This window comes from Achromobacter sp. 1011811831 (assembly GCF_059760905.1).
In genome coordinates this window covers 20,696-33,633 of record NZ_JCBANG010000043.1, presented here as the reverse complement: position 1 = coordinate 33,633, position 12,938 = coordinate 20,696, and the positions used below count along the sequence as shown (strand labels likewise).

The window sequence follows — 12,938 nt, the reverse complement described above, 5'->3', positions numbered from 1 at the left end:
CATGCAGCGCACCCCGACCAACGCCGCCGTGGCCGCACCCGGCCGCTGGCTGGTGCTGGCCATCGTCTCCAGCGCATTGCTGCTGATCGTGATCGACATGACGGTGCTGTACACGGCATTGCCGCGGCTCACTCACGACCTGGGCGTGTCGGCCTCGGCCAAGCTGTGGATCGTCAACATCTATGCCCTGGTCGTGTCCGGCCTGTTGCCGGGCATGGGCACGCTGGGCGATCGGCTCGGCCACAAGCGCCTGTTCATGGCCGGCCTGGCGGTCTTCGGCCTGGCCTCGCTGGCCGCCGCCTACTCGCCCTCCGCCGGCTGGCTGATCGCGGCGCGCACGCTGCTGGCGGTGGGCGCGGCGATGATGATGCCCGCCACGCTGTCCATCCTGCGACTCACCTTCACCGACGAGCGCGAGCGCGCCGTCGCCATCGGCGTCTGGGCCTCGGTGGCGTCCGGCGGCGCGGCGTTCGGCCCCGTCCTGGGCGGCGTGCTGCTGGAGCATTTCTGGTGGGGCTCGGTGTTCCTCATCAACCTGCCCATCGTGCTGCTGGCGCTGCCGCTGGCCTGGCGGCTGGTGCCGGCCAGCCGGCCCGACCGCAGCCGGCCCTGGGACCTGGTGGGATCGCTGCAGATCATGGCCGGCCTGATCCTGTGCGCCTATGCGCTCAAGCAGCTGGGCATGGCCTCGCCGTCCTGGCTGCATGCCGGCCTGGCCTGCGCGGCGGGCGTGGCGATGCTGGCGGTGTTCGTCCGCCGCCAGCGCGCGCGGCCCTATCCATTGATCGACTTCACGCTGTTCCGCAACCCCGTCTTCAGCTCGGCCGTGGCCACGGCGCTGTTCGCCGCCGCCGCGCTGCTGGGCATGGAACTGGTCTTCAGTCAGCGCCTGCAGCTGGTGCAGGGCATGTCGCCGATGCAGGCCGCGCTGTACATCCTGCCGCTGTCGCTGGCCGCCTTCGTGGCCGGCCCGCTGGCCGGCTGGATGCTGCCGCGCGTGGGCAGCCGCCGGATGCTGATTTCGTCGCTGCTGGTCTCGGGCGCCGGCATGGGCGGCTACCTGCTCAGCTACGACGCCACGCTGATCCCGCAGATGGCCAGCCTGTGCGTGCTCGGCGTCGGCATCGGCGCCGCCATGACCGCCGCGTCCGGCACCATCATGCAGAGCGCGCCCGTGGAGCGCGCCGGCATGGCCGCCTCGGTCGAGGAAGTGTCATACGAGCTGGGCGGCGCGCTGGGCGTGACGTTGATGGGCTCCATCCTGTCCGGCGTGTACGCACAGTCGCTGGCCCCGCCGGCCGGCGTCGCCGCCTCGCCGGCGCGCGACAGCCTGGACGAGGCGCTGATCGTGGCCGAGGGCCTGTCGGCCGAACTGGGCGGCGCCCTGGCGCAGCTGGCGCGCAGCGCGTTTGACGCGGGCTATGCCGCCGTGCTGGCCAGCTGCACGGCGATGCTGCTGGGCGCGGCGATCGTGGTGCTGCTGAAAGGCCGCCGCGGCGCGGCCTGACAGCAAGCCGGCCCCGGGGCACGGCCCCGTCTCGTGCCAGTCAAGCCATGCGCCGCGCCCTGCGGCCCCGGCCCAGCGCGACGCCGTCGCGGATATTGGCGCCCATCAACGCCAGGTTCAAGGCGCCCGCCACCAGTTCCAGCGCCTGCGCGCCGTAGAAGATCCCATCGAAAGCGTCCGCCCGCGCCCGGCCTGCCAGGAAAATGGCGCAAGGCACCAGAACCAGCAGTCCATTGGCGCCGATCAGCCCCATGCGCCGGCGCTTGCGCGACAGCAACGGATGCCCGCCCTTGCCGCCCAACGCGTAGCCGCTGGCTCCGGTCAACACGATCAGCGCAATAAAGGCCGGCAAGACCAACAGGATGGCCTGCTTGACCTGGGCCACCGCCGCATGTGACAGGAACAGTTCGGCCACGGCGGTCGCGCTCCAGAAAGCCACGAGCGTCACCGTGGCCAAACAAGCGCAGACGATATGCAGCCTGCCCAGAATCGCTCTATTCCGCATCGCGCTCTCCTGGCGCCGCCGCGTGCAGCGCCGTCAGCGCCGCCAGCAGTTCGCGCGCCGTGGCCAAATCCTCGCGACCAAAGCGCGCGGCCACCTGTTCGGCATGGCCACGCCAGCGCGCATCGATCGACTGGTAGACGCGGCTGCCCTCGACCGTCAGCGCATGCAGCGGCGAGCGCTTGTGGCCGGGATTGGCGATCAACTCGATCAAGCCGGCTTCGGCCAGCAGGTTGAGCTGCTTCTGCGCGCCCTGCCGCGTCACCCCCATCCGCTCGGCGATCTGCGGCGCGGACAAGGGCCGCTCGGCCAGGGCGATGGCGCCCAGCATCTGCCAGCGAGCGCTGCTCAGGCCGGCGGACGCGCTGAAATCGTCGCCCCAGTTGATCATCGCGCCATTCAGCCGGAACACCGCCAGGACCAGATCGGTCAGGATATCGGACTTATTCTGCTTCACCAGTATCTCCCATAGAATTGACAACCAGTTTCCAATATTGGAAACTGGTTGTCAATTTGGAAGACAGGCAGATCGGCGCTGTCCGCGCTAGCCGGCGCCCGCCGCGCCAACCATCCGCCTGAGCGCCCGCAAATCCAGCATCGCCGGCCCCGGCGCATCGATATCCACGATGCGCCGGCACCGGCCGGCGAAGGCGGCGCGGAAATGGTTCTTGGCCTTCACACACAGCAGGCGGGTGCGCGCCAGGTCGATGCCATGTAGATCAAAAAAGGCCGGGTCGTTGCACGGCGCGACGTGCGTGGTGACGATGAGCTGCGCCTCGCCCACGGCCAGCACCACGGTCGGCCCGCAGTGCACGGCCAGTCCCGTTTCCATCGGGCCGCTGTTGACGAAGACGCCGTCGGTGTAGCGCAGCACGCGCGCGCGCAGCGCCACCGGCTCACCATACAGCGGCGTGCGCCGCCCGCCCAGGCGCAGGTCCAGCGTGGCGCCCTCGCCCGCCGCGCGGGCGCGTTCGACCACGCCCGGATCGGCCAGGCTGGCATAGACGCTGGGTTCTTCCAGGCCGGCGGCCAGCAAGGCCGCCAGCAGCGCGGGCGTGTCGCCGATGCCGCCGGACAGCGGGTTGTCCGCCGGGTCCGTCACCGCCACCAGGCCCGGCGTCCGCAGGGCCTGACGGATGCCGTCGGCCGGCGCGATGAGCTCGGGCTCGAAGTCGGCGAAGCGCGCCTCATAGGCCGCGTAGATCTCGTCCAGCGCCCGCGCCGCCCCCTCGCCGGTGTCCGCCCAGACCCATACCGACGCGCCGCTGTGCGGTGAATTGGCATAGGGAAAGCCGCCATGCAGCGCGATGTCCCGCACTGGCCCGACCGTGCCGGCGCGCGCCAGCGCCTGCAGATCCGCCATGGGCCCGGCGTCGGTGCGCATGTTGGCGCTTTGCAGCCACGCGCCGCCATTGCGGAACGCGGCGACGGGACGGCTCGCGCCCTCGGCGATGGCGATCAGCTGCTCAAGGCAGCGCGCGGCCGTCTCGCGCATGTCGATGTGCGGATAGGTCCGGTAGCTGGCGCTGCACGACAGCAGCGGCGGCAAGGCCGGCGGGATATTGGCGTGCAGGTCGAAGCTGGCGCCGATCGGGACGCGTGGATGCTCGGCGCGTATGGCGCGCAGCAGGCTCAATTCCGGGCTGCCGTCCGCGTCGGTGATGCAGGCGCCGTGCAGGCTCAGGTAGATGGCGTCCCAGTGCTGGCCGCGCAGATCGTCCAGCACCTCGTCCACGTATGCCTGGAAGAACGGCTGCGGCACGGGGCCGGCCGGCTGGGCCGAGGCACAGCGCGAGGCGCGGACCTCCCAGTCCGCGCGGCTGTCCTGGAAATCCGCGACGGCCGCCAGCTCGGTGGCCTTGCCGCGCGCGGCGTCCAGGCCCGCCTGGCCGCGCAGCCATTCGCGGCGCTCGAAATCCTCGCGCCCGGCCGGCTGCAGGCAGAAGGCGTTGCCCTCGTACCAGAACCGCGCCACCGCCAGCCGCTTGCGTCGCGTCATGTTCATTCCATCCGGATATTGGCGCTGGCGATGAGCTGCTTGAACTTGCGCTGTTCGGACGCGATGAAGGCGGCGTAGGCCTGGCTGCCCGCGCCGTCCACGCGCGCGCCCAGCGCCTCGATGCGCTGGCGCAGCGCCGGACGTTGCAAGGCCTGGCCGATGGCGTCCGCCAATCGCGCGACTTCCCGCGCCGGCAGGGACGCCGGGCCGACGATGCCGAACCAGGATTCGATCTCATAGCCCGGCAAGCGCGAGGCGATGGCCGGCACGTCCGGCAGCGCCGTGGCGGGCGCCGGCGAGCTGACGCCCAGCGCCGTCACCTTGCCCGACTGGATATGCGCCAGCGCGGTCGGCAGATTGTCGAACATCAGGTCGATCTGCCCGCCCAGCAGGTCGTTCATGGCCCGAGCCACGCCCTTGTACGGCACATGGGTCAGGTCGATGCCGGCGGCGGCCTTGAGCAGTTCGCCCGCCAGATGGCTGGTGCTGCCCACGCCCGCGCTGCCGTAGGTGATGCGGCCCGGCTCGGCCTGGGCGCGGGCGATCAGTTCCCGCAATGAGCGGATGCCGCTCTGGGAGCTGGCCATCAGCACGTTGGCCACGAAGGCCACGTTGTTGATGGCGGCGAAATCCTTTTCGGCGTTGTAGCCCGGCTTGGGATAGAGATACTGGTTCACCGCCAGCGGGCCGGGCGTGGCCATCATGAGCGTCGCGCCGTCGCCGGCCGCGCGCGCCACTTCGGCGGCGCCGATGTTGCCGCCCGCCCCGCCCTTGTTCTCGACCAGCACCGGCTGTCCCAGGACCGCGCGCAGTTCCTCGGCCAGCAGGCGGGCCAGCACGTCGGTCGTGCCGCCCGCCGCGAAGGGCACGACCAGACGGATCGGCGGCCGCTTGGCCGCGTCCTGCGCCCGCGACGCGGCGGGTCCGACCAGGCCAGCGGCCGCCAGCGCCATGCAAAGACTGAAGCGGCGACGGGAAAGCGACGGCGCGGGCGCCAGGGTGGGAATCTGCTGTCGGGACACGATAAGCCTTGAAACGTGGTGAGGATGCGCCGGCCTCAGGCGCGGCCGGCGGCGCGCAATCCGGTCATGTTTTCCTGGCACCTCGGCGCGGGGTCGGCGAAGGGCCGCCGAAATAGGCGCTGGACGCTTCCAGCCGCCGCTCGAAGGCGTCGATGCGCTGTTGCGCGGCCTCGCCGCCGGCGACGGCCAGCTTGGCCAGCAGCCGCTCGACCAGCGCCAGCGATCCCACCATCGAATGGAAATAGGACGGCGTGCCAGCATCGAACAGCAAGGCCTGCGTGGCGTGGGCCTGGATCGGCGCCAGCGGGCTGTCGGTCAGCGCCAGCACCGGCACGCCGGCCTGGCGGCAATCCCGCGCCGCTTCCAGCGCCTGGCGTCCATAGGGATTCTGCGTGACGCAGACCAGCAGGTCCTCCGGCCCGGCGGCGTCGAGCTGGTCGGGATAGGTGCCGCCCAGTCCATGCACCAGCACGCCGTTGCCGGCGATCATGCTGTACGCGTAGGCGAAGTGATAGCTGATGGCGAAGCAGGACCGCGTGCCCAGGAAATAGAGGCGCCGCGCCGCGCGCATGCGCTGCACGGCCCGCGCGATGTCCTTGGGCGCATTGGCCACCGTGGGCGAGCGCGCATTGTCCAGGTGCGTGCGCAGCAGCGCGTCATCGAACTGGCTGGCGGTTTCGCCTTGCAGCCGGCGCACGCGTTCCTTGTAGGCCGGCGCGCCATGCCCCAGCGCGTCCTGGAACACCTGCCGGAACGGGCCGTAGCCGTCGTAGCCCAGCGCCTGCGCCAGACGCGCCATGCTGTTGGGCGACACGCCCGCCTGCGCGGCCTGCTGGCGCATCGACAGCAGACCCGCGTCGCGCGGGTTGCGCGCCACCCAGGCGGCGGCGCGCTGCAACTCGACGCCCAGCGCGGGGACTTGGGCCTCGATCAAGGCCATCAGTTCCTGGATCTGCATCCTGCCTTCTACACATTTGTACCGTGACGGTACAAATGTACCAGTGCGCGCGGCCAAGCGGCGCTGGGGAAAACGCTTAGGGCGCGGCGCGCGCGCCCGCGCGCCGCTACCCTCGCCCGCCGCCTCAGGCCAGGCTGCGGAACGCCTGATCCATGTCGGCGATCAGGTCTTCCTCGTGCTCCAGGCCGATGGAGACGCGGATCAGCCCTTCGGACACGCCGGCCGCGTCGCGCTCGGCCGCCGGCACGCCCGAGTGCGTGGTCGAGGCCGGATGGCAGACCAGCGATTCCGTGCCGCCCAGGCTCACCGCCGACTTGAACAGGCGCAGCGCGTTGATGATGCGGAAGGCCTTGGCGCGGCCGCCGTCCAGCACGAAGGCGAAGGTCGAGCCCGCGCCGCTGCATTGGCGCTTGTACACGTCCTGGTAGGCGGCATCGGCGATCAGTTCCGGGTGGTAGATGCGCACCGGCTCATGCGGATTGCCGGCCAGCCACTGCGCCACCTTGCCGGCGCTGCGGGCGGCCTGCTTCATGCGCAGCACCACGGTTTCCATCGAGCGCGTGATCATCCAGCAGGAATGCGGATCCAGCTGCGAGCCAAAGGCGCTACGGATGGCGCGCACCTTCTTGATCAGCTCCTTGCCGCCGGTGACGCCGCCGGCCACCAGATCGCTGTGGCCGCCGACATACTTGGTCAGCGAATACACGCACAGGTCCACGCCGTGCTCGGCCGGCTTCTGGAAGATGGGGCCGAGCAGCGTGTTGTCGCACACCGAGATCGGGCGATAGCCGTGGCGCGATTCGAAGGCGTCCAGCTCGGCCTTCATGGCGGCGAAGTCGACCAGCGAGTTGGTGGGATTGGCCGGCGTCTCGACGAAGAACAGCTTCACCGGCCCCTTGGCCGCGGCCGCTTCCAGCGCCTCGCGCATGCTGGCCGCCGACAGGCAGTCGCGCACCGGATGCGAGGCGACGCCCCACTCGGGGAAGATCTTGGAGATCAGCGTCTCGGTGCCGCCATACAGCGGCACCGACTGCACCAGCTGGTCGCCGGGCCGCAGGAAGGCCAGGAACACGGCGCTGATCGCCGACATGCCGCTGGATGTCACGGCGGCCGCCTCGGAGCCGTCCAGCAGCGACAGGCGGTCCTCGACGATTTCCAGGTTGGGATGGTTGAAGCGGCTGTACACCAGGCCGGCCGACTCGCCTTGCGGCAGGGGCTTGCGGCCCGACACCAGATCAAAGAACTCGGCGCCGTCCTCGGCCGAGCGGAACGCGAAGGTGGACGTCAGGAACACCGGCGGCTTGACCGCGCCTTCGGACAGGAAGGGGTCGAAACCGTAGGACATCATCTGCGTCTCGGCGTGCAGGGGACGGCCGAAGATGTCTTTCTTGTGGTAGTTCGAATAGCTCATGCTGTGCCTCAGTATCGGATGGGACCGGCCTGCCGGGCGGGCGCGTAGTGCTCGGAAAACGATAGCGCCGGCGGGCTCGGGGTGCACTGAAGTATGGGCGTGCGCGCCCGTAATATTCTTTCCATTTGAATTGTCATGAATGGATAATGGGAAAGACCCTTTCCTTTACGGCGATTTCAATGAAAGACACTGCCTTGTTACATCAACTTGACGCGATCGATTGGAAAATCATGAAAATCCTTCAAGAAGATGGGCGCCTGTCCAACGCCGAGCTGGCCGAGCGCGTGTCGCTGTCGGCCTCGCCTTGCTGGAAGCGGCTCAAGCGCCTGGAATCGTCCGGCGTGATCCGCGGCTATCAGGCCGTGCTGGACCGCCGCGCGCTGGGCATGGGCGTGGTGGCCTTCGTCAGCATCTCGCTGGAGAACCACACGGAAAAGACCTGCCAGGCCTTCGAGGCCAGCGTGCTCGCCATGCCCGAGGTCCTGGCCTGCCACAACACCACCGGCCAGCACGACTACCTGCTGCACATCATGGCGCGCGACTTCGACGCCTATTCCGAATTCCTGCGCAACCGGCTGCGCACGCTGCCCGGCGTGAAGGAACTGCTCAGCATGTTGTCCATGCACGAGGTCAAGTCCTCGACCCGGCTGCATCTCTGAGGGGCGATGTCATCTGGATGTAGCCAGCGCCGCCTAGAGTGTCGATTCCGATTGAATCCCAAAGAGGACTCCTTTCATGAAATCGACTCTCCGCATCGCGGCGGCTGGCGCCTGCCTGTCCGCTCTGGCGCTCGCCGCCACGCCCGTCCGGGCAGCCTCCCCCACCGTCACCCTGTATGGCCTGATCGACACCGGCCTGCAATACGTCAGCAATGGCCCGGGCGGCCACGGCAAGACGGGCATGAGCACGGGTAACCTGAGCGGTTCGCGCTGGGGCCTGCGCGGCTCCGAGGACCTGGGCGGCGGCCTGTCCGCCATCTTCACGCTGGAAAACGGCTTCGACTCCAGCAACGGCCAGACCATGCAGGGCGACCGCCTGTTCGGTCGCCAGGCCTATGTGGGCCTGTCCAGCAAGGACTGGGGCCGCTTCACGCTGGGCCGCCACAACACGCTGATGATCGAATGGATGAGCAAGTACAACCCGTTCGACAACGCCAACTTCTCGATCAAGCGCCCCGACCCCGCCTTCTCCGACCGCAGCGACAACACCGCGATGTACGTGGGCAAGTTCGGCCCGGTCTCGGTGGGCGCGTACTACAGCTTCGGCTGGAACAACGACCAGTCCTTCAGCGACCGCAGCCTGGGCCGCATGGTCGGCGGCGGCCTGCGTTACAAGTCGGGCGGCCTGGACGCCGGGCTGCTGTATCACGGCAAGAACGCCGACAAGCCCAAGACCGGCGCCGACAGCGGCAACCGCGAAGACCGCGTGATCGCCGCACTGTCCTATGACTTCGACGGCCTGCAGCTCTACGCCGGCTATCGCTGGCTCGAACAGAAGCTGGCGCGACGCAACTACAAGAACAACATGACCTGGCTGGGCGCGACCTACCTGCCGCGCCAGGACACACGCCTGTCCTTCGCCGCCTATCACCTGGACGACGCCGTCTGCGACGACATGAACAACGCCGTCTGCCCGGCCGCGCAGGCCGCCGGCTCCGGCCAGAAGTCCACCATGTTCGTGCTGGGCAGCGAGCATGACCTGTCCAAGCGCACCACGCTGTACGCGGTGGCCGCCTACGTGATCAACGACGACAAGGCCGCGCTCAGCCTGCTGGGCGGCAAGTACGGCGCCAACGTCGAGCCGGGCAAGAACCAGTTCGGCCTGAACCTCGGCCTGCGGCACCGGTTTTGAACGCGCCCGCCCCTGAATCGGGCGGCGCGGCCATCGCCGTGCGCGGCCTGCGCCACGCCTATAACGGCCACACCGTGCTCGACGGCGTGGACCTGGACGTGCCGGCCGGCACGGTGCTGGCCCTGCTGGGCCCGTCGGGCTGCGGCAAGAGCACGCTGCTCAAGGCCCTGGCCGGGCTGCTGCGCCCGCAGTCCGGCAGCATCAGCATCGGCGGCCAGACCGCGTTCGACGGCCGCCGCCACGATCCGCCCGAAGCGCGCGGCCTGGGCATGGTGTTCCAGGACTACGCCTTGTGGCCGCACATGAGCGTGGCGCAGAACGTCGGCTTTCCGCTGGAAATGCGCGGCGTGCCACGGCGCGAGCGGCCCGGGCGGGTCGCCGAGGCGCTGGCGCTGGTCGGGCTGGAAGCGCTGGCCGGGCGCCGCCCGTCCCAGCTGTCCGGCGGCCAGCAGCAGCGCGTCGCGCTGGCCCGCGCCATCGTCGCCCGCCCGCGCCTGCTGCTGTTCGACGAGCCGCTGTCCAACCTGGACCGCGACCTGCGCGAAACGCTCTGCGCCGAGATTGGCGCGTTGCTGCGCCGCCTGGGCGCCACCGCCGTCTATGTGACCCACGACCACCAGGAAGCCCATGCGCTGGCGCACGTGATCGCGCGCATGAAGCACGGCCAAATAGTGCCCACCCCCGAAGCGCTGCGCGCTTCCCCCTCCAGGGGGCGCCACTGCGGACCGGCAGAGCCGGATCCGCGTGGCCCCGCAGCGTAGCGCCCGCTGCAAGCGCTGCGAATCGCGCCCCACTACTACGGACGATTAGAATGAATCTCTTGAATTCCCCCAAACTTCTCGCATCGCTCTTCATGACCTTCACGCTCGGATTGGCCGCAGTACCGGCCAAGGCGCTCACCGTATACACCGCCGGCCCCGGCGGCCTGATCAAGCAACTGGCCGCCGGCTTCCAGGAAAAGACCGGCATCAAGGTCGACGTGTTCCAGGCCACCACCGGCAAGGTCATGGCGCGGCTCGAAGCCGAGGCCGCCAACCCGCGCGCCGACGTGCTGATCTCGGCCTCGTGGGACACCGCCCAGGACCTGGACCAGCGCGGCTGGCTGCTGCCCTACGAAAGCCCCAACGCGGCCCAGGTGCCGGCGCGCTTCAAGGCGCCGTCCTATGTGGCCCAGGGCATCTCGGCGCTGGGCATTGTCTGGAACACCAAGAGCGGCACGCCCGAGCCGCGCGACTGGGCCGACCTGACCGGCCCCGGCTTCAAGCAGGCGGTGACCATGCCCGACCCGGCGCTGTCCGGCGCCTCGCTGGACCTGCTGTTGGGCCTGCAGAACGCCCAGGGCGAGGCGGCGTGGAAGCTGTTCGAGACGCTGCGCGACAACGGCATGACCATTTCCGGCCCCAATGCCCAGGCGCTGACGCCGGTGCTGCAGGGCGCCAAGGCCGCCGTGTTCGGCGCGGTGGACTATGTGTCCTACGCCAGCGTCGAAAAGGGCGAGTCGGTGAAGGTGATCTTCCCGGCAGGCGGCACCGCCATCGCGCCGCGCCCCATGATGATCCTCAAGACCGCGCGCCAGCCCGACGAGGCGCGCAAGTTCATCGACTACGTGCTGTCCGAGGAAGGCCAGCGCGCCGTGGCCGACGCCTGGCTGATGCCGGCGCGCCAGGACGTGGCGGCCAAGCGCCCGCTGTTCAAGGAGCTGGCGCTGCTGCCCGAGGCCCAGGGCGCGTCCAGCGCGTCGCGGGCCGAGATTCTCGCCCGCTTCGCCCGCATCTTTAGCCAATAGGGGTTGTGCCCCCCCCGAAGCGCTACGCGCTCCCCCCAGGGGCGCGGCTGCGGCCCGAAAAGGTGGCCCCCACCCGAAGCGCTCCGCGCTTCCCCCCAGGGGGCGCGGCTGCGGCCCGGCAAAGCCGGCTCCGCGCTGCCCCGCTTGAGGGGGCATCGTCGAATGTCGTAATTCTGTATTCCCTTGCATGCTGTGCGGGTGGAGTACCCGTGCAATAACAACCGAGCAATCATGAAGAGCGTATTCATCCTGGCGGCCGCCACCGTGGCCGCCCTGGGCGTGCTCGTCGCGCTGCCCGTGGCCTTTGTCGTCCTGCAGGCCGTGTTTCCGCGACTGGCCGAAGGCTCGCTGGGCGATCCCTTCGGCGCCTGGGGCGCGGTGCTGTCGCAGCCCGGCACGCTGGCGCTGGTCGGCGGCACGCTGAAGCTGGGCCTGTCCGTGGCGGCGGTCAGCGCCGTCATCGGCATCCCGCTGGGCGCGTTGCGCGGCCTGTTCCGCCTGCCGCTGGCGCGGCTGTGGGATCTGCTGTTTCTCATCCCCTTCCTGCTGCCGCCCTATATCGCGGCCCTGTCCTGGACCATGGCGCTACAGCCGCGCGGTTTCCTGCAACAGCTGGCGGGCTGGCACCTCGGACCGCTGCTGTTCTCGTCCACCGGCGTGGCGCTGGTGATGGGACTGGCGATCTTTCCGGTGGTGTACTTCGCCGTGTCGCGCAGCATGGCGGCCTCGGGCTCTCGGCTGACCGAGGCGGCGCGGGTCTTTGGCGCGGGGCCGTGGCGCGGCTTCTTCCGCGTCACGCTGCCGCTGTCGCTGCCGGCCATCGGCGCCAGCCTGCTGCTGGCCTTCACGCTGGCCATCGAGGAATACGGCGTGCCGGCGGCGCTGGGCGCGCAGTCCGGCGTCAACGTGCTGACCACCGCCATCGAGCGCCGCCTGGCCGACTGGCCCATCGACCTGCCCGGCGCGGCGCTGCTGTCGCTGGTGCTGGTGGCGCTGGCGCTGACCGCCTTCGCGGTGCAGCGCGCGCTGCTCGCCGGCCGCGGCTTCGAGACCACCACCGGCAAGCCCGCGCCGCTGGCGCAGGCCGAGCTGGGCGCCTGGCGTCTGCCCGTGCTGCTGCTGTTCGCGCTGGTCGCGCTGGCGGCGGTGGCCGCGCCGCTGGCGTCCATGCTGGCGGCGGCGCTGACGCGCAACCTGTCCGGCGGGCTGTCGCTCGCCAACCTGACACTGGCCAATTTCAGCGCGCTGTTCCAGGCGCGCGGCGAGGCCTGGGACGCGCTGTCCACCAGCCTGTCGCTGGCCGCCGGCACCGCGCTGCTGGCCGGCTCGGTCGGCCTGCTGGCGGCCTGGTGCGTGGCCGGCCGCCACGTGCCCGGCGCCGCCGCCATCGACGGACTGGCGCTGCTGCCGGCGGCGCTGCCCGGCGTGGTGGTGGGCGTGGGCCTGATCCTGGCCTGGAACCAGCCCTTCTGGCCGGCCACGCCCTATGGCACCTGGGGCATCCTGCTGCTGTCCTATACCTGCCTGCTGCTGCCCTACCCCGTGCGCTACGTCGGCGCGGCGCTGGCGCAGATCGGCCCCAACCTGGAAGCGGCGGCGCGCGTGCACGGCGCCAGCGCCGCGCGCGCCTTGCGGCGCATCGTGCTGCCGCTGGTGCTGCCGGGGCTGGCGGCGTCCATGCTGATGGTGTTCGCGGTGGCCTCGCGCGAACTGGTCACGTCGCTGCTGCTGGCGCCGGCCGGCGTGCAGACGGTGTCGATCTATGTATGGCGCCAGTTCGAGCAGGGTTCGGTAGGCGAAGGCATGGCCATGGCGACGGTGGCCGTGGCGGCCAGCCTGACGCTGATGCTGGTCGCCAGCATCATCCGGCGGCGCGGCGCGGATTAGCTCGCGTCATCCGCT

12 protein-coding genes are annotated in these 12,938 nt (G+C 70.1%); 6 read left to right on the top strand and 6 right to left on the bottom strand.

The features are described 5' to 3' along the window. Window position 1 precedes the first annotated feature (1 nt). Window positions 2-1,507: an MFS transporter gene (locus AC6LJ9_RS17155; protein ID WP_498148501.1), complete on the top strand. Its 1,506-nt coding sequence runs from the start codon at window positions 2-4 to the stop codon at window positions 1,505-1,507. A 40-nt stretch (window positions 1,508-1,547) separates the two neighbouring features. Here the strand turns inward: AC6LJ9_RS17155 and AC6LJ9_RS17150 are convergent, their stop codons facing one another. The 6 genes from AC6LJ9_RS17150 to AC6LJ9_RS17125 form a co-directional block, all read right to left on the bottom strand. Then, window positions 1,548-1,946 (bottom strand): hypothetical protein, encoded by a 399-nt coding sequence (locus AC6LJ9_RS17150; protein WP_498148500.1) that lies wholly within the window; start codon window positions 1,944-1,946, stop codon window positions 1,548-1,550. A gap of 55 nt (window positions 1,947-2,001) precedes the next feature. Beyond that, window positions 2,002-2,466 (bottom strand): MarR family winged helix-turn-helix transcriptional regulator, encoded by a 465-nt coding sequence (locus tag AC6LJ9_RS17145; protein WP_498148499.1) that lies wholly within the window; start codon window positions 2,464-2,466, stop codon window positions 2,002-2,004. Between the two features lie 87 nt (window positions 2,467-2,553). Further along, entirely contained in the window at window positions 2,554-4,008 is a 1,455-nt protein-coding gene (locus AC6LJ9_RS17140) for a M81 family metallopeptidase (protein WP_498148498.1), read from the bottom strand. Window positions 4,009-4,010: 2 nt separating this feature from the next. Next, a complete protein-coding gene (locus tag AC6LJ9_RS17135) occupies window positions 4,011-5,030 on the bottom strand; it encodes a Bug family tripartite tricarboxylate transporter substrate binding protein (RefSeq protein ID WP_498148497.1) in 1,020 nt (339 codons plus the stop codon). Between the two features lie 64 nt (window positions 5,031-5,094). Next, window positions 5,095-5,988 (bottom strand): MurR/RpiR family transcriptional regulator, encoded by an 894-nt coding sequence (locus tag AC6LJ9_RS17130; RefSeq protein ID WP_498148496.1) that lies wholly within the window; start codon window positions 5,986-5,988, stop codon window positions 5,095-5,097. Between the two features lie 124 nt (window positions 5,989-6,112). Next, window positions 6,113-7,399 (bottom strand): cystathionine gamma-synthase family protein, encoded by a 1,287-nt coding sequence (locus AC6LJ9_RS17125; RefSeq protein ID WP_498148495.1) that lies wholly within the window; start codon window positions 7,397-7,399, stop codon window positions 6,113-6,115. Between the two features lie 179 nt (window positions 7,400-7,578). On the opposite strand from AC6LJ9_RS17125, the gene AC6LJ9_RS17120 reads away from it, so the two are divergent. The 5 genes from AC6LJ9_RS17120 (at window position 7,579) to AC6LJ9_RS17100 (ending at window position 12,923) form a co-directional block, all read left to right on the top strand. Next, window positions 7,579-8,058 (top strand): Lrp/AsnC family transcriptional regulator, encoded by a 480-nt coding sequence (locus AC6LJ9_RS17120; RefSeq protein ID WP_212317658.1) that lies wholly within the window; start codon window positions 7,579-7,581, stop codon window positions 8,056-8,058. A gap of 76 nt (window positions 8,059-8,134) precedes the next feature. Continuing rightward, entirely contained in the window at window positions 8,135-9,250 is a 1,116-nt protein-coding gene (locus tag AC6LJ9_RS17115; RefSeq protein ID WP_498148494.1) for a porin, read from the top strand. Further along, window positions 9,247-10,011, top strand: a complete 765-nt coding sequence (locus AC6LJ9_RS17110) for an ABC transporter ATP-binding protein (RefSeq protein ID WP_498148493.1) — start codon at window positions 9,247-9,249, stop codon at window positions 10,009-10,011. The genes AC6LJ9_RS17115 and AC6LJ9_RS17110 overlap by 4 nt, the downstream gene beginning before the upstream one ends. A gap of 92 nt (window positions 10,012-10,103) precedes the next feature. Beyond that, window positions 10,104-11,036, top strand: a complete 933-nt coding sequence (locus tag AC6LJ9_RS17105; RefSeq protein ID WP_498148492.1) for an ABC transporter substrate-binding protein — start codon at window positions 10,104-10,106, stop codon at window positions 11,034-11,036. Between the two features lie 231 nt (window positions 11,037-11,267). Further along, window positions 11,268-12,923, top strand: a complete 1,656-nt coding sequence (locus AC6LJ9_RS17100; RefSeq protein ID WP_498148491.1) for an ABC transporter permease — start codon at window positions 11,268-11,270, stop codon at window positions 12,921-12,923. Window positions 12,924-12,938: the final 15 nt, after the last annotated feature.

Coding starts and splice junctions, on each gene's coding strand:
- AC6LJ9_RS17115 (WP_498148494.1), top strand. CDS start 8,135: ATGAAATCGACTCTCCGCATCGCGGCGGCTGGCGCCTGCCTGTCCGCT.
- AC6LJ9_RS17100 (WP_498148491.1), top strand. CDS start 11,268: ATGAAGAGCGTATTCATCCTGGCGGCCGCCACCGTGGCCGCCCTGGGC.
- AC6LJ9_RS17125 (WP_498148495.1), bottom strand. CDS start 7,399: ATGAGCTATTCGAACTACCACAAGAAAGACATCTTCGGCCGTCCCCTG.
- AC6LJ9_RS17130 (WP_498148496.1), bottom strand. CDS start 5,988: ATGCAGATCCAGGAACTGATGGCCTTGATCGAGGCCCAAGTCCCCGCG.
- AC6LJ9_RS17120 (WP_212317658.1), top strand. CDS start 7,579: ATGAAAGACACTGCCTTGTTACATCAACTTGACGCGATCGATTGGAAA.
- AC6LJ9_RS17105 (WP_498148492.1), top strand. CDS start 10,104: ATGACCTTCACGCTCGGATTGGCCGCAGTACCGGCCAAGGCGCTCACC.
- AC6LJ9_RS17140 (WP_498148498.1), bottom strand. CDS start 4,008: ATGACGCGACGCAAGCGGCTGGCGGTGGCGCGGTTCTGGTACGAGGGC.
- AC6LJ9_RS17155 (WP_498148501.1), top strand. CDS start 2: ATGCAGCGCACCCCGACCAACGCCGCCGTGGCCGCACCCGGCCGCTGG.